This is a genomic window from Arthrobacter sp. UYNi723 (genome assembly GCF_054057635.1).
The window spans coordinates 1-15,629 of sequence record NZ_JBSRZM010000001.1 but is presented as its reverse complement, the minus strand read 5'-3'; the positions used below and the strand labels follow the sequence as shown (position 1 = coordinate 15,629).

13 protein-coding genes and 1 pseudogene are annotated in these 15,629 nt (G+C 63.0%); 3 read left to right on the top strand and 11 right to left on the bottom strand.

The annotated features are described in order from the left end of the window. Positions 1-66: 66 nt before the first annotated feature. From ACVWY0_RS00070 to fdxA, 3 genes are all read right to left on the bottom strand, one after another. Positions 67-1,350 (bottom strand): citrate synthase, encoded by a 1,284-nt coding sequence (locus ACVWY0_RS00070; protein ID WP_485834930.1) that lies wholly within the window; start codon positions 1,348-1,350, stop codon positions 67-69. 229 nt (positions 1,351-1,579) lie between these two features. After that, complete coding sequence (gene dapC / locus ACVWY0_RS00065; protein ID WP_485834929.1) at positions 1,580-2,728, bottom strand: succinyldiaminopimelate transaminase; 1,149 nt, start codon at positions 2,726-2,728, stop codon at positions 1,580-1,582. Between the two features lie 13 nt (positions 2,729-2,741). After that, entirely contained in the window at positions 2,742-3,068 is a 327-nt protein-coding gene (gene fdxA, locus ACVWY0_RS00060; protein WP_056344030.1) for a ferredoxin, read from the bottom strand. Positions 3,069-3,202: 134 nt separating this feature from the next. Between fdxA and ACVWY0_RS00055 the strand changes: the two genes are divergently transcribed. Further along, positions 3,203-3,448, top strand: coding sequence for a putative acetyltransferase (locus ACVWY0_RS00055; protein WP_485834928.1), 246 nt, complete (start codon positions 3,203-3,205; stop codon positions 3,446-3,448). Between the two features lie 86 nt (positions 3,449-3,534). Here the strand turns inward: ACVWY0_RS00055 and typA are convergent, their stop codons facing one another. After that, complete coding sequence (gene typA, locus ACVWY0_RS00050) at positions 3,535-5,463, bottom strand: translational GTPase TypA (protein WP_058931842.1); 1,929 nt, start codon at positions 5,461-5,463, stop codon at positions 3,535-3,537. A 270-nt stretch (positions 5,464-5,733) separates the two neighbouring features. On the opposite strand from typA, the gene ACVWY0_RS00045 reads away from it, so the two are divergent. After that, on the top strand, positions 5,734-6,588 hold the full coding sequence (locus ACVWY0_RS00045) for an SGNH/GDSL hydrolase family protein (RefSeq protein WP_485834927.1): 855 nt from the start codon (positions 5,734-5,736) through the stop codon (positions 6,586-6,588). Positions 6,589-6,684: 96 nt separating this feature from the next. Here ACVWY0_RS00045 and ACVWY0_RS00040 read toward each other — a convergent pair whose 3' ends face one another. The 5 genes from ACVWY0_RS00040 to ACVWY0_RS00020 all read right to left on the bottom strand — a co-directional run bounded on the left by ACVWY0_RS00040 (position 6,685) and on the right by ACVWY0_RS00020 (position 14,119). Beyond that, the gene (locus ACVWY0_RS00040) at positions 6,685-8,391 is read right to left on the bottom strand and encodes a dipeptide ABC transporter ATP-binding protein (RefSeq protein ID WP_485834926.1); all 1,707 of its coding nucleotides are present in this window, start codon (positions 8,389-8,391) and stop codon (positions 6,685-6,687) included. Between the two features lie 11 nt (positions 8,392-8,402). After that, positions 8,403-9,347: an ABC transporter permease gene (locus ACVWY0_RS00035; RefSeq protein WP_485834925.1), complete on the bottom strand. Its 945-nt coding sequence runs from the start codon at positions 9,345-9,347 to the stop codon at positions 8,403-8,405. Next, positions 9,337-10,266, bottom strand: coding sequence for an ABC transporter permease (locus ACVWY0_RS00030; RefSeq protein ID WP_104062121.1), 930 nt, complete (start codon positions 10,264-10,266; stop codon positions 9,337-9,339). The genes ACVWY0_RS00035 and ACVWY0_RS00030 overlap by 11 nt, the downstream gene beginning before the upstream one ends. 125 nt (positions 10,267-10,391) lie before the next feature. Beyond that, the gene (locus tag ACVWY0_RS00025) at positions 10,392-12,077 is read right to left on the bottom strand and encodes a peptide ABC transporter substrate-binding protein (protein ID WP_485834924.1); all 1,686 of its coding nucleotides are present in this window, start codon (positions 12,075-12,077) and stop codon (positions 10,392-10,394) included. A gap of 278 nt (positions 12,078-12,355) precedes the next feature. Beyond that, positions 12,356-14,119, bottom strand: a complete 1,764-nt coding sequence (locus tag ACVWY0_RS00020) for an ABC transporter family substrate-binding protein (RefSeq protein ID WP_485834923.1) — start codon at positions 14,117-14,119, stop codon at positions 12,356-12,358. Between the two features lie 131 nt (positions 14,120-14,250). Here ACVWY0_RS00020 and ACVWY0_RS00015 point away from each other — a divergent pair. Next, positions 14,251-14,397: pseudogene (locus tag ACVWY0_RS00015) on the top strand (LLM class flavin-dependent oxidoreductase); the annotation flags it as partial. Position 14,398: 1 nt separating this feature from the next. Here ACVWY0_RS00015 and ACVWY0_RS00010 read toward each other — a convergent pair. Together ACVWY0_RS00010 and ACVWY0_RS00005 are read right to left on the bottom strand one after the other, a co-directional pair. Continuing rightward, the gene (locus ACVWY0_RS00010; protein ID WP_485834922.1) at positions 14,399-14,917 is read right to left on the bottom strand and encodes a DUF1877 family protein; all 519 of its coding nucleotides are present in this window, start codon (positions 14,915-14,917) and stop codon (positions 14,399-14,401) included. Positions 14,918-15,065: 148 nt separating this feature from the next. Next, positions 15,066-15,629: ISL3 family transposase (locus ACVWY0_RS00005; RefSeq protein ID WP_485834921.1), on the bottom strand; the 564-nt coding region annotated here is incomplete at its 5' end.

The window sequence follows — 15,629 nt, the reverse complement described above, 5'->3', positions numbered from 1 at the left end:
AAACCACAACGGCCGCCCACCTTTGGAAGGTGGGCGGCCGCCGTCGTTAATTAGTCAGTTCCGGCGTCAGCGGACCGGGTAATCGCGCTCGGGTTCGCCGATGTACAGCTGGCGCGGGCGGCCGATCTTGGTGTTGGGGTCGCTGATCATTTCACGCCACTGGGCGATCCAGCCCGGCAGGCGGCCGATCGCGAACAGCACGGTGAACATCTTCTCCGGGAAGCCCATGGCCTTGTAGATCAGGCCGGTGTAGAAGTCCACGTTCGGGTAGAGCTTGCGCTGGATGAAGTAGTCATCGTTCAGCGCCTTCTCTTCCAGGCGCATGGCGATCTCGAGCAGCTCGTCGTTGCCGCCGAGCTTGCTCAGGATCTCGTGGGCCGTGGCCTTGACGATCTTGGCGCGCGGATCGTAGTTCTTGTAGACGCGGTGTCCGAAGCCCATGAGGCGGACGCCGTCTTCCTTGTTCTTGACCTTCTCCATGTAGTCCTCGGGCTTGGTGCCGTCGGCCTGGATCTGGCGGAGCATCTTCAGCACTGCCTCGTTGGCGCCGCCGTGGGCGGGACCGAAGAGGGCGTTGATGCCGGCTGACACCGAGGCGAAGAGGTTGGCGTTAGAGGAGCCCACCAGGCGCACGGTGGACGTGGAACAGTTCTGCTCGTGGTCCGCGTGCAGGATCAGGAGGAGATCCAGTGCCTTGGCGATGACCGGGTCAACCTCATACTGTTCGGCGGGGAGGCCGAAGCTCAGGCGCATGAAGTTCTCCACGAGGTTGTGGGAGTTGTCCGGGTACAGCATCGGCTGGCCAATGGACTTCTTGTGCGCGTAGGCGGCGATGACCGGCATCTTGGCCATCAGGCGGATGGTGGAGACCTCCACCTGCTCGGCGTTGAATGGGTCCAGGGAGTCCTGGTAGAAGGTGGACAGCGCCGAGACAGCCGAGGACAGCACGGGCATCGGGTGCGCGTCGCGCGGGAAGCCGCTGAAGAAGCCCTTGAGCTCTTCGTGCAGGAGGGTGTGGCGGCGGATCTTCTGGTCGAACTCTTCCAGTTCCGTCGGGCTGGGCAGGTTGCCGTAGATCAGCAGGTAGGACACCTCAAGGAAGCTGGAGTGCTGTGCCAGCTGCTCGATGGGGTACCCGCGGTAACGCAGGATGCCCGCATCACCGTCGATGTAGGTGATAGCGGACGTGGTTGCTGCGGTGTTCATGAAGCCGGGGTCAAAGGTGACTGCGCCCGTCTGCTTGAGCAGCTTGGAAACGTCGTAGCCTTCGTTTCCTTCAACAACCTGGATGCGCGGGAGCTTGAGCTCGCCTCCTGCATGGTGCAGGGTTGCGCTGTTGGTCTCAGTCATGGAGTCCCCTTCATGAGGCGCGTGGGCCTCTGTCGAAAGCTTGATCCAACATCCGGTGAGCCGTGGCAGTGACCCTGTTCATCCAGGAATCCAACACCCGGGCTGCCTTCTTGTAGAAAGCCACCATTGATAGTCACTTAAAAAGTACCGCCCGATTGCGGGTGTCACTAATCGGAGGCGTGCGAAACCCCCGTAAAATGCCGCCTTTGTGGTGCGAGTCACATGATTGTTACGGCGTCGTGGCCAGTCTGGCCACTGCGGCGTCAACCCGTTCATCAGTGCCCGTCAATGCGACACGCACAAACCCGTTGCCGGCTTCGCCGTAAAAGACGCCTGGCCCCACCACGATGCCTCGCTCAGCAAGCCGGGCCACGGTGTCCCAGGTGCTCTCGCCGGCGGTGGACCAAAGGTACAGTCCGGCGTCGGAATCCTTAATCTCCAGCCCGAAGCCCTGCAAAGCCGACAACAGTCGCTCCCGGCGTCCGCGGTAGAGGTCCTTCTGGGCCTGGACATGGGTGTCGTCGCCCAACGCAACCCGCATTGCTTCCTGCACCGGGTAGGGGACGATCATGCCGGCATGCTTGCGGCTGTTGACGAGGTTGGCCATGATGGCCGGGTCACCGGCCACAAACGCTGCGCGGTAACCTGCCACGTTGGACTGCTTGCTCAGCGAGTACACGGCCAGAAGGCCCTCGTGGGACCCGCCGGAAACGCGCGGATCCAGGATGCTGGGCACGGGCTCGCCGCCGCGCTGTGCGTCCCACGCGCCCCACCCGAGTTCGGCGTAGCACTCGTCCGAGGCCACCACGGCGCCCAGTTCGCGGGCCTGCGCCACAATCGCTTTGAGGGACTCAACATCCCTGACGCTTCCGGTGGGGTTGCCCGGGGAGTTTACCCAGATCAGCCGCACGCGTGCGCGGGTGGCATCGTCCAACTCGTCGAGGTGGTCGGTAGCGACGGAGGTGGCGCCGGCGAAAGTAGCCCCGATGTCATAGGTGGGGTAGGCAACCTTGGGGCGGACGACGACGTCGCCCGGCTTCAGCCCGAGCAGGAGCGGCAGCCACGCCACCAGTTCCTTGGAGCCGACGGTGGGCATAATGTTCTTAGGGTCCAGGCCGGGGACGCCGCGGCGCCGCTCGAACCACGCCGCAATGGCTTCCCGCAACGGAACGGTGCCGTGGACCGTGGGGTATCCCGGGGCGTCCGCGGCGGCCCTGAGGGCATCCTGGATTAAAGCGGGAGTGGGGTCGACTGGCGTGCCGATCGACAGGTTCACGGCCCCGCCAGGGTGCTCAGAGGCTTTGGCCAGGTACGGTGCCATGGCCTCCCACGGGTAGTCGGGCAGGCTCAGGCCAAAGCTTTTCACGGCAGCGGTCAACGCGATGCCCGGCTCAGTGGTCTTGGTTCTGCAGCGGCAGGGCGGCGATCATCGGGTGATCCTTGCCCGTGTTGCCCACCTTAGCGGCGCCACCGGGCGAGCCCAGGTCATCGAAGAATTCGACGTTGGCCTTGTAGTAGTCGGCCCACTCTTCGGGGGTGTCATCCTCGTAGTAGATGGCTTCCACCGGGCATACCGGCTCGCAGGCACCACAGTCGACACACTCATCGGGGTGGATGTACAAGGAACGCTCACCCTCATAGATGCAGTCAACGGGGCATTCCTCGATACATGCCTTGTCCTTGACATCTACACACGGCTGCGCGATTACGTACGTCACGTCCCTTGCCTCTCCACGATATTTCCCGGCAGTGGCCGGCACTTGAATCCGGCACCGGCCGGACTATTGACTTCTGAGCCTATTATCTCCCAGCCCGTCCACGCGAACCTAGCCGGCCGCCTTAGTATGAACTGGTGAGTCTCGCCCAGCCTACGCCCCGAGAGTTTCTGGCCACCGCCGCGCCCGGAACACGGGTTGTAGTGCGTTACCGGATCGACGGCGGCCTGACGGACGCCGTCGGGCATCTGGTGGCCACTGACGACGGCGGCTGCACGGTCCGCACGCGGAAGGCCGACGTCGTGATCCCGTTGGACCTGGTGGTGGCCGCCAAGGAAGTGCCGCCGGCGCCGGAGCGGCGCCTAGCCCGCGTCCGCAACTGACGCTTTCCTGACACAAAAGAAACTGCCGGCACGACGGCGGGTTCCCGCCCGCCGTACCGGCAGCTTCAGTGACGTGCTATTTGGGACTAGGCCTTGGCGCGTGCCCGGGTGGACTTGGCGCGCTGGTTGACGTCCAGGATGAGCTTCCGGATGCGGATGGACTCCGGGGTGACCTCGACGCACTCGTCTTCGCGGGCGAATTCGAGGGACTCTTCGAGGGTCAGGTCGCGCGGCGGCGTCAGGTTCTCGAAGGTGTCCGAGGAAGCGGCACGCATGTTGGTGAGCTTCTTTTCCTTGGTGATGTTGACATCCATGTCGTCGGCGCGGGAGTTCTCGCCGACGATCTGGCCTTCGTAAACCTCGGAGGTGGGGCGTACGAAGAAGGAGCCACGTTCCTGCAGGTTGATCATGGCGAACGGCGTCACAACTCCGGCGCGGTCGGCCACCATCGAACCGTTGGTGCGGTACTCGATCGGGCCGGCCCAGGGCTCGTAGCCCTCGGAGATGGAGGCTGCGATGCCGGCGCCGCGGGTGTCCGTGAGGAACTTGGTGCGGAACCCGATCAGGCCACGGGCCGGAACGATGAATTCCATGCGGCACCAGCCGGTGCCGTGGTTCGCCATGTTGGTCATGCGTCCCTTGCGGGCGGCCATCAGCTGGGTGACGGCGCCGAGGTACTCTTCCGGCACGTCGATGGTCATGTGTTCCATCGGCTCGTGGATCTTGCCGTCGACGGTCCGGGTAACAACCTGCGGCTTTCCGACAGTCAGTTCGAAGCCTTCACGGCGCATCTGCTCGACCAGAATGGCCAGCGCGAGCTCGCCACGGCCCTGGACTTCCCAGGCGTCGGGACGCTCGGTGGGCAGAACCTTGATGGAGACGTTACCGATCAGTTCCTTGTCCAGGCGGTCCTTAACCTGGCGGGCCGTGACCTTGGCGCCCTTGACCCGGCCGGCCAGCGGCGAGGTGTTGATACCGATGGTCATGGAGATTGCGGGATCGTCGACGGTGATCAGCGGCAGCGGCTGCGGGTTGTCGACATCGGTCAGGGTCTCACCAATGGTGATTTCCTCGATGCCGGCGACGGCGACGATTTCGCCCGGGCCTGCAGACTCGGTGGGAACACGGTCCAGTGCCTTGGTGGCCAGCAGTTCGGTGATCTTGACGTTCTTGAGCTCGCCGTTGGCGCGGGCCCAGGCAACGGTCTGGCCCTTGCGCAGGGTGCCGTTGTAGATGCGCAGCAGGGCAAGACGGCCCAGGAACGGGGAGGCGTCCAGGTTGGTAACGTGTGCCTGGAGCACGCCGTTCGGGTTGTATGTCGGAGCGGGGATGTGCTCGATGATGGTCTTGAACAGCGGCTCAAGGTCCTCGTTGTCCGGAGCGGAGCCGTCGGCGGGCTGGTCCAGGGAGGCGCGGCCTACCTTCGCTGCTGCGTAGACGACCGGTACTTCAAGGATCTTGTCCAGGTCCAGGTCCGGAACTTCGTCGGCGAGGTCCGAGGCGAGGCCCAGGAGGAGGTCCATCGACTCGTGGACAACTTCCTCGATGCGGGCGTCGGGGCGGTCCGTCTTGTTGACGAGGAGGATAACCGGCAGGTGCGCGGCCAGGGCCTTGCGCAGCACGAAGCGGGTCTGGGGCAGCGGACCCTCGGAAGCGTCAACGAGGAGTACAACGCCGTCTACCATGGACAGGCCGCGCTCTACTTCGCCGCCGAAGTCGGCGTGGCCGGGGGTGTCGATGACGTTGATGGTGATGGTTTCACCGTTGGAGGACGGTCCGTTGTAGGCCACGGTGGTGTTCTTGGCCAGGATGGTGATGCCCTTTTCGCGTTCCAGGTCACCGGAGTCCATGACGCGGTCTTCGAGGTGGTTGTGTTCGGCAAAGGAGTTGGTCTGCTTGAGCATGGCGTCGACCAGAGTGGTCTTGCCGTGGTCAACGTGGGCCACGATCGCGACGTTGCGGAGGTCACTGCGCGATGCAGTGGCTACCGCGGTGTTGGTGGTGGTTTCAGACATGCGTGATTGCTCGATTCAGTGGTGAAGTCAGCTGTTGTATCGCGACATTTCCAACCGGAACGCACGACGGATTAGCCCAATAACACAGGGCTCCTTCCCTCATTCTAAACGCTGAGCCTATTGTTGGCCTAAAAATCTTGGACCGGCCCAGTCCGGCCGGCGGGTAATTTCGGCGCGCCGCGGCCCAAAGAGTGACCAAGCTCACTGGATTTTTATGACTTGATGCCCCATCATTGCTGTGATAACCACAGCAAGCCCGGAGAACCCCTGATGCGAAAAGCCTCGGCTCTGACCCGCTTTGTCGCATCTGGAATCGCGGTAGCCGCGCTCTTGGGCGGCTGCGGACAGACCCCAGCAGCCACACCGGGTTCCGGCGTGCCATCCCCGGCACAGGCGGCCGCGGCCGGCGCATACCAGGCCCGCGGCGGCGATCCGATCAGCCTGCCTGCCGGTTCTGTGTACCGCAACCCGGCCAGCGGGCGTGACGAGGTGGTAGTGCCCGACATGCGGCACACTGCCCTCCTCATCGGCGATTCCCAATCCGAACCTACTGACGGCTGGCCGCGTCTTGGCCTTGCGGCCGTTGGTTACAAGGTCCACTTCTGCGGGCTCGGCGGAACGGGATTCGTGGCGTCCAACGGCAATACGGGCAACTACGTCGACGCCTTGCAGCGCGGCGACTGGAAGCTGCCGTACGGGACGCCCGCGCTGATCGTCATCCAGGGCGGGGGCAACGACGCCGCGCGCGGCGCTACCGATGCCCAGATCGTGGCCAACGCCGACCGTCTGATCGGCGCACTCCGGGACCGCTATCCAGGCGCCAGGATGGCCATGATCGGCACCCTGGCCCGCGGCGCCAACTACGGCGGCGGGCGCAGGTCGCAGGTGGACGCGCTGCTGGGTACGGTGGCGGCCCGGCACGGCATACCTTTTGTGGGCGTGGGCGACTGGCTGTCGAAATACAACCTCGCGAAAAACCTGGCAGATGCCGTCCACATGGATGCCGCAGGCCGCAGGTCACTGGGCGGGCTGCTTGAAGCCAGACTTAGGCAGCTGGGGCTCGAAGGCTCACCGCTGGACGGCACAGCCCCGGTGGCAGCTGCCGCAGCCACCCCGGCGGACTGAACAGGCGCTTAGCCGACGAACAGACCCTTAAGAGAAGATGGAGCCGGTGCCCTGAAGGCACCGGCTCCATCCTTAACCCGGGATACTCCGGCCGGATCAGGCCACTTCGGGCGGAAGCATCAGCTTCGCACCGGGAATGGCGTTGAGCAGTGCCTTGGTGTATTCCTGCTGGGGCGACTCGAAGACATCGTCCGTGGAACCGGTCTCCACCAGCTTGCCCTTTTCCATCACGCACACGTGATCGGCAATCTGCCGGACCACCGCGAGGTCGTGAGTAATGAAGAGGTAAGTCAGACCGAGATTCGCCTGCAAGTCCGCGAGCAGGTTCAGCACCTGCGCCTGGACCAGCACATCCAGGGCTGACACTGCTTCGTCACAGATGATCACCTCCGGATCCAGTGCCAGAGCACGGGCAATGGCAACGCGCTGCCGCTGCCCGCCGGAGAGCTCGTTCGGGTACCGCTGCATGCTTGACTGCGGCAGCGCCACCTGGTCGAGAAGCTCGCGGACCTTCTTCTCCCGGCTCGCTTTGTCGCCGATCCTGTGGACGCGCAACGGCTCCTCGATGGTGCGGAAGATGTTGTACATCGGGTCCAAGGAGCCGTAGGGATCCTGGAAAATGGGCTGCACCCGCCGCCTGAACTTGAAGAGTTCCGACGATTTCAGCAGCGAGGAGTCGACGCCGTCGAAAAGGATCTTCCCGTCCGTAGGCTTTTCGAGCTGAAGCACCATTTTTGCCACGGTGGACTTGCCCGAGCCGGACTCCCCCACGATAGCGGTGGTGGTACCCCTTTTGACATCGAAGCTCACCCCGTCAACGGCCGCGAAGTCCGTCGTTTTCCCCAGCCCCTGGCGGAGCTTGTAGACCTTGCGCAGGTCCTGGATCTGCAGGACGTTGTCCGCGGCAGCTGCCTCCGCAGCAGGAGCCAGCAGGTCTGACGCTTCGAGACCCTGCTCCTTGGCGACCTGGATCCTTCGGCTCGCCAATGACGGCGCAGACTCAACCAGCCGCTTGGTATACGGGTGCTGGGGGTTCTGGAGCAACGCCAGCGAAGGACCAGCCTCCACCACCTGCCCCCGGTACATCACCACAACTTTGTCCGCCCGTTCTGCGGCCAGCCCCAGGTCATGGGTGATCAGCAGGACTGCTGTACCCAGGTCGGTGGTCATGGTGTCCAGATGATCCAGGATCTGCCGCTGGACCGTGACGTCCAGTGCCGACGTCGGCTCATCCGCGATCAGCAGGCGCGGCTGGCAGGACAGCCCGATGGCAATGAGGGCGCGCTGGCGCATACCCCCGGAAAACTCATGCGGATACTGCTTGGCGCGCCGGTGGGCATCCGGCAGTCCCGCCTCGGACAGCACTTGGGCGATATCATCCGGTCCACTGGGCCGGCCGTTGGCGCGGAGGGTTTCCTTGACCTGGTAGCCGATTTTCCAGACCGGGTTCAGGTTGGACATCGGGTCCTGCGGGACCATGCCGATCGTATTGCCCCGCAGCTCGATCATCCGCTGCTCCGTGGCGTGGGCAATGTCCTCGCCGTCGAGCAGGATCTGCCCGGCGGAAACGCGGCCGTTGTTGGGCAGCAGGCCGATGGCAGCGAGTGCCGTCGTCGACTTGCCCGAGCCCGACTCCCCCACGATAGCCACTGTTTCGCCCGGCATGATGGTGAGGTGCGCGTTGCGGACGGCCTGGACTTCACCGCTGCCGGTGGTGAACGTGATGGCCAGGTCGCGGATTTCCAGCAGCGGCTTCACTCCCGCATGCCCGGCCTCATCGATGTGGATTTCTGGAGTAGTCATCTCTTTCTCTCTCATCGCTGCCGGCTCTTGGGATCGAGGGCGTCACGTACCGCGTCGCCGAGCATAATGAAGCTCAGAACGGTAATGGACAGCGCCGCCGCCGGATAGAGCATGATTTCCGGCCTGGTTCGAATGGAAGCCTGTGCACCCGCGATGTCGTTGCCCCAGGACATGATGCTCTGCGGCAGGCCGATGCCCAGGAAGGACAGGGTGGCTTCCGCGACGATGAAGACGCCCAGTTCCAGGGTGGCCAGGACGATAATCGGGGCCAGGGCGTTAGGGAGGACGTGGCGGACCAGCGCCCCAAACTTCGAAACGCCCAGTGAGCGGGCGGCCGTCACAAAGTCGGCATTGCGCACTTCAATGACCGCGCCGCGCGTGATGCGTGCCATCTGCGGCCATGCCAGCAGCGAAATGACAAACACGACGCTCCAAACGCTCTTGTTTTCACGGAAAAAGGGCAACTGGGTGATCACCAGTGCACCAAGAATCAGGGGCAGCGCAAAGAAGATGTCGCCAAGGCGGGCAAGCACGGCATCGATCCAGCCGCCGTAGTAGCCCGCAAGGGCTCCAACGGTCACACCGATAACCAGGACGCAGAGCACGGAGAGCAGACCCACTGAAAGCGAAGCCTGGGTTCCGTGGACGACGCGGGAATAGATGTCGCAGCCCTGGAAGGTGAAGCCGAAGGGATGCCCGACCGTGGGCCCGCCTTCCGAGTTGGCCAGTACGCAGCCGTCGTTCGGAGCGACTGAGGAAAAAAGGCCCGGGAACAGCGCCACCACAGCAAGTGCCACGATGAGCAGCGCCGAAATAATGAACAGCGGGCGACGGCGAAGCTTGCGCCAGGCGTCCGACCAAAGACTCAGCGGCGCCTGGTCAGTCTTGACGGTGTCGGTTGCCAGCAACGGAGTTTCGTCGATGGGCGCCACAAAGTGGCTGTTATTACTGGTCATAACGGATCCTCGGGTCAAGCCAGGCATACAGGAGATCAACGAGCAGGTTGGCCACCACGAAGACCAGCACCAGGACGCTGACGATGGAGACGATAGTGGGGCCTTCGCTGCGCAGGACGGCCTGGTAGAGCTTGTTGCCGACTCCGGGGACGTTGAAGATGCCCTCGGTCACGATCGCACCGCCCATCAGGCCGCCAAGGTTTGCGCCCAGGTACGTCACCACCGGAATCAACGAGTTACGCAGGATGTGTGCAATGACCACCCGCGGCCGTGACAGGCCTTTCGCGGTGGCAGTTCGCACGTAGTCGGCATTCATGTTTTCGCTGACCGAGGCGCGGGTCAGGCGGAGAACATAGGCAAACGACACCAGGCCCAGGACCACTGCCGGAAGCAGCAGGCTGCCCCAATCGGCGTTGGCGCCTACGGTGGGTTTCGCCCACCCGAGTTGTACGCCAAAGACGAGCTGAAAAACGAAACCCAGAACGAACGTGGGGACAGCGATGACAACCAGCGAAACTACCAGGACGGTGGAGTCAAACCAGCCGCCACGGCGGAGACCGGCGAAGACGCCGAAGGCTACGCCGAAGATTGCCTGGATGGCCAGTGCTTCAACGGCGAGCATTGCCGTCACTGGGAAGACCCTCGCCAAGCTTGCCGCGATGGGCTGGCCGGTGAAGTCGTTGCCGAGGTTGAAGGTGAAGAGGTTCTGCAGGAAGAGTCCGTACTGGACCCAGAAAGGTTCGTCCAGGTGGTACTGGCTGCGCAGGGTGTCGATGACTGCCTGCGGGGGCTGGCGGTCTCCGAAGAGCGCCGCAATGGGATCGCCGGGAAGGGCGAAGACCATGTAATAAACCAAAAGAGTAGTGCCAATGAAGACGGGGATCACTTGGAGGAGTCGTCGCAGAATAAAGCGGACCACCGGATCACCAGCCTTCCGGATGCGAAGAGAGGTGTTTCATTTGTGCCTTCCTGCCGTGCAGGACAATGGGGGCCCGGCGTTGTGCCGGACCCCCATTCGCCTGGCGGCAAGTTAGATCCTGGAGACTACTTGGCCGTGATGTTGTAGTAGAGGATTCCGCCATTCCAGCCGGTTTCGGCCTTCACAACGTTTTCGCTCCACACGATCGGCTTTGCCTGGTCCCAGAGCGGCAGTCCGGGCAGGTCCTCGAAGAGGATCTCCTGGGCCTGGTTGAACTTGTCGTTCGCCGCATCGGTGGTCTTGGCGGCAAGTCCTTCCTGGAGCAGCTTGTCGAACTCGGGGTTCGAGTACTTCTCGTAGTTGGAGGATGCGCCCGTTGCCCAGACCGGTCCGAGGAAGTTGTAGAGCGACGGGTAGTCGCCCTGCCAGCCGGCGCGGCTCAGGCCCGGGAGGGACTGGGACTTGCGCAGGTTCAGTACTTCAGCGAACTTGGCGAAGGGCTGGATTTCGGCCTGGATGCCGAGGTTGTTCTTGAAGCCGTTGGCCACGGCGTCGATCCATTCCTTGTTGCCACCATCGGTGTTGGAGGCAATCTGCAGCGGCTTGGAGGCGTCGTACGGCTGGATCTTGTCAGCCTGGGCCCACAGGTCCTTGGCCTTGGCAGCATCGAACGTGAGAATTTCGCTGCCCTTAAGGCCTTCCTTGAAGCCATCGATGACCGGCGGGGCGAAGGCCTTGGCCGGGGTGCGGGTGCCGTTGAAGACCACCTTGGCGATCTCTTCGCGGTTGATGGCGTAGGACAGTGCCTGGCGGCGCAGCTTGCCGGCTTCACCCTGGAAGTTCGGGTTGTAACCCGGGATGTTCAGGGTGGAGTTGGTGGCCACGGCCTTGGTGGCGTTGCGGTCCTGGAAGTCCGTGACGTAGGTCTTCAGCGCGTTGGACGGCAGTACGTCGGTGACGTCCAGGTTGTTGCCCTGAAGGTCCGTGTATGCGGGGCCCGGATCGGTGTAGAACTTGAAGGTCACGCCGCCGTTCTTCGATTCGCGGGGACCGCTGTAGTCAGCGTTCTTGACGAGGGAGATCGACTGGTCATGTACCCAGGAACCGGTCTTTTCGAACTTGTACGGACCGTTGCCTACCGGGTTTTCGCCGAAGGTCTTCGGATCCGCCAGCGCTGCGGACGGCAGCGGGAAGAAGGCTGAGTAGCCAAGGCGGAGCGACCAGTCGGCTTCCGGCTGTGCCAGCTTCACCGTGAGGGTCGAATCGTCTGTAGCCGTCAGACCTGACATCGTTTCGGCGGTGGGCGCCGGCGTGGTGGTGGTCTTGCCATCAGCCGCTTTTTCGGTGGTCACGGCCGAGACATCTGCATAGCCCGCGATGGACTCGAAGAAGAATCCGTTGTTCTGCAGGTTCTTGGAGTTCGCGGCGAAGTTCCAGGAATCAACGAACGTCTTGGCGGTGATCGCTTCGCCGTTCGTGAACTTCTGGCCCTGCTTGACCTTGATGGTCCAGTTCTGGGCGTCAGGCGACTCAATGGACTCTGCAAGCGAGTTGACCGGCTTGCCGTCGGCGTCGTAGCTGCGAAGGCCTTCGAAGAGCAGCTCGACAACGCGGCCGCCGTAAACTTCGTTCGTATTTGCCGGTAGCAAGGCGTTCTGTGGTTCGTTGCTGTACGCGGTGATCACCTTGTTGGGATCGCCGGCCGACTGGCTGGCACCATCATTGCTGCCGCCTCCAGCGCCGCAGCCTGTCAGGGCAAGGGCAGCGATCGCCACCATGCCGAGTGCTTTGGAAGTGCGCGTGAAACGCATTCCGCCTCCTATGAGTTGTGGGAGATATTCAGGGGAAATCTTTTGCTCCCCGGCAGGCTCGTCACAGGTTCCCACTGTGACGTGGCCTACATATACGAGTAGCCTAACCGCACAAAGTCCAAATACTGGTACCCCGTTGCTAAACCGTAACCAGTTAACCGCCAATAACTAGCCGGTGCCCGGAAGTTGCGCAAGTCACATGTTACTCGTTGGTAGGAGATGCTGCGAATCGAGGACGGGGGCGGGCTCCCACAACGGCGACAAGCCCCCAGGAGGGCCTATTTAAGGCGCCACTCCCACACATTCCACCAGACGCCCAAGGGGCCGGAACTGGGCTTGATATCCGTCACGCGGCTGCTGAAAGCGACGGTTCCAGTGGTCTGGTACAGCGGCAGCCCGTAGGCGCTTTCCCACACGCGTTTGTCGATGTCAGCCAACAGTTCGTCCTGCTTTGCAAGGTCCGTAGTGCCGGACAGTTGCTCCATGGCTTTGTCCGCGTCGCCGTCGGAAAATCCGTTGAAGTTGCTGCCGCCACCGGTCTTAAAGATCTGCGGGACGCGGCTGACGCCGACCCCGGGTCCGATGGAACCGAGGATGGCGGCGTCGTAGCTGCCGCCGCCGAGCGCTTTCGCCCAGTCCGAACTGCCGAGGCCCACGTCTTCAACTGTGAATCCGGCGAGGCGGGCGGAGTCGCGGATCAGGGAGAAGGCCCGCACGCGGTTGGGGTTGTCCCTGTTGTACAGGATGCGGACCGTCGGGGCAGCATCCCGCAATTGCGACTTCGCGCCTTGGATGTCCACGTCCGAGTATTCGGCCGAACCGTTGTTCTTCACGGCGTCCGGATACTTCGGATGGGGTGGCAGGAAGACGTGCGAGTCCAGCGGTTTCGCGTCGGCGACAAATCCGCCCACCACGTCATCCACGATCTGCTGGCGCGGAACGGTCTTCAGAAACGCCTCCCGGACATCCCTGTCCGCGAACGGTCCCGAAAAGTTGAGATCGAGGTGGTCGTAGCCGGACTGGCTGTAGCGCTGGACGGTATTGCCCTGCTCCACCAGTCCGTCGAAGAGGCTTTCCGTGCCGGCAGAGGGCTGCGGGGCGATGATGTCCGCCTGGCCGTTCCTGAGGGCGGCGATGGCGGTAGCGGCGGCACCGGTGAACCGCACAGTGATGTCATCCAGGTAGGGCTCGGGCCCCCAGACATAGTCCCTGTTCCGGACCAGCCGGATCGAGGCGTCCGGGACGATGTCCCTGACAATGTAGGGGCCGCTTGAAAGGTACAACGCAGGATCGTCAGGAAGCGACTTGGCGTCGAAGCCGGAGTTCCAGAAGTCGCTGACCCGCTTCAGCGGGGCGTTGGCCGAGGGCTGTTCGGTGTCGCCCCGGGGCGAGTCCCTGATCAGATCAACAAGATCGCCTTCGTCATTGAGGCCGCTTTTAGCGGCGACAACATGGGCGGGGAGCCCGACGTCGTACGCTACTTCCCAATCAGCGTACGGCGAGGCGTATTCCAGCGTGATGGAACGCCCGTCACTGCCGATCTCCGGGAGTGCGGTGGCTGCCAGGCCGCTCTTGTCAGCTGCAGCCGAAAAGTACGTAGTCCCGGTCCCCGCCTGGGGTTCCGCGTCGTCGAAGTAGCCCGAGCCGGCGGCCCAGGACAGCAGGAGGTCGCCGGCGTCGATGGCTTCACCGTCGGACCATTTCACACCCTCACTGACGGTGTACTTCACCTTCAGCGGCTTGTCGGAGATTTTCTCGATCCGGCCGAATTTCTCGTTCCGGACCACCTTTTCGGTGTCATCCACGTAGTAGAACCCGGAGTGGGTGATGTGGCCGATCTTGGTGTTGATGTCCGTGTTTCCGTCGGCACTGAAAGGGTTGAAGGACGTGAAGGCGTTCACCTCGGCCACGGTGGCGCTGCCGCCGCGGTTCGTCTCACCGACCACCACCGGCGGCGCACCCCCGGAAGCGGAGCACCCCGAGATAACCAGCGCCGCGGCGACGGCCCCGGTGATGACCTGAATCAGACGCCTCAGGGGCATGCCATCTCCTTTGCCTGTCCGGAATCAGACGTTGAATGTCCGTGGTTTCCTTGAATTCTAGCGGTTCAGGGCGTCGGCCAATATCGGCTTATCATGAGCATCAGGCGCACACCGATCCTTGAAGGAAACCTATGCCCGACTCCTCGCGACCGTTACGCAAGCTTGGATTCCTCACGATTGGCCTGTTCCATCCGGCGGATCCGGCCGCGGGTCACGAATCGACGTTGCAGGTTATCGAACTTGGCGAGCGGCTTGGATTCGACAGCGCCTGGCTGCGCGTCATCCGATCATGTAGACCATGCCGCGTCCCTCGGCAGCGAGGTTCGCCGTAAAGGTTCGCGCCTGCCGAAGGTAGCTCACGACATAGTCGAACTCACCCTCAAAGTCCCGATTGAAGCAATGCGATTCCCGCAGCCGCAACTCCACATCCTCGTCGGAGACATCTACCAGGTCCCTTGCGACAGCCAAAACCTCCAGTGGGGTCAGTGTCCGCACCCAAGGCTCCCAACCCATGTCGTTCATGACCACTGCACCCTCGAACATCCGATAGGCACGACGGGCGCTCAGGTCTGGTTCCGCTGGTGCAGTGAGGCACTGCAAATGCCGCCATGCTTTGTCGAGGTACAGCATGTCCCGCTTAGGCACCGCTTGCTCAAACGTCGGGGTGCTGATCGTGGCGCCATGTTCGAATTCCCATGCATCGGCGAGCGGATCATCGGAGAGAAAGCTGAGAGGATCGGCAAGCGCTTGATCGGTCAGGTTGCCGTCGAATGCATACGCGTAGTATCTGATTCCCATTCGCCAAGCATGGCCGGACTGCGGGCTGCATGTAACCGCCACATTCGCGTATGTGGATAACCATGTAGTTCCTTGGCAGCAAAGGCCAGCTCTCTCCTGGTGGAATGCTTTATGGCCACAAAAACGGCTCTCCTGACTCATCCGTGGGTTAATTCCGGCCCGGGAGCGCCGGTTTGGGGCCGCCGAGGCTGAGCATGGCTAACGCGATGAGTGCGTCCGGGGATTTGAAGCCGAACGCAATCCTGGTGATGAGTCTGATCTTTGTGTTCATGGATTCGATGCGCCCGTTGGAAAGTCCGTGTTCGATGGCGGCCAGGATGCTTGCCCGGTGTTTGACGATGGACTTCTGCAGCTTCACGAACGAGGGGATCCGGCACCGCCGCGCCCAGGCCACCCATTTGTCCAGGGCCTCGGCAGCCTCCTCGAAGGGTAGCTTGAAGACCATCCGGAGTCCTTCCTTGAGGTAGTAGGCCCGGCCGAGCCTGGGGTCGGTCTGCACGATCCAGGCGAGCTTGGCCTGCTGTTTCTCGGTGAGGTTTTCCGGGTTCTTCCACAGCGCGTACCGGGAGTTCCTCACCCCGGCGGCCAGGGCGCTGTCGGGGCGTGCCGGGGCCCCTGCCGGCGGCCGTCCACGGCCGCGTCCGGGCTCGTTGGCCCGGGCTGCCTTGCGGGCCTCGTTCCAGGCGGCCCGGCGGACTTCGTCGAGTGCTTC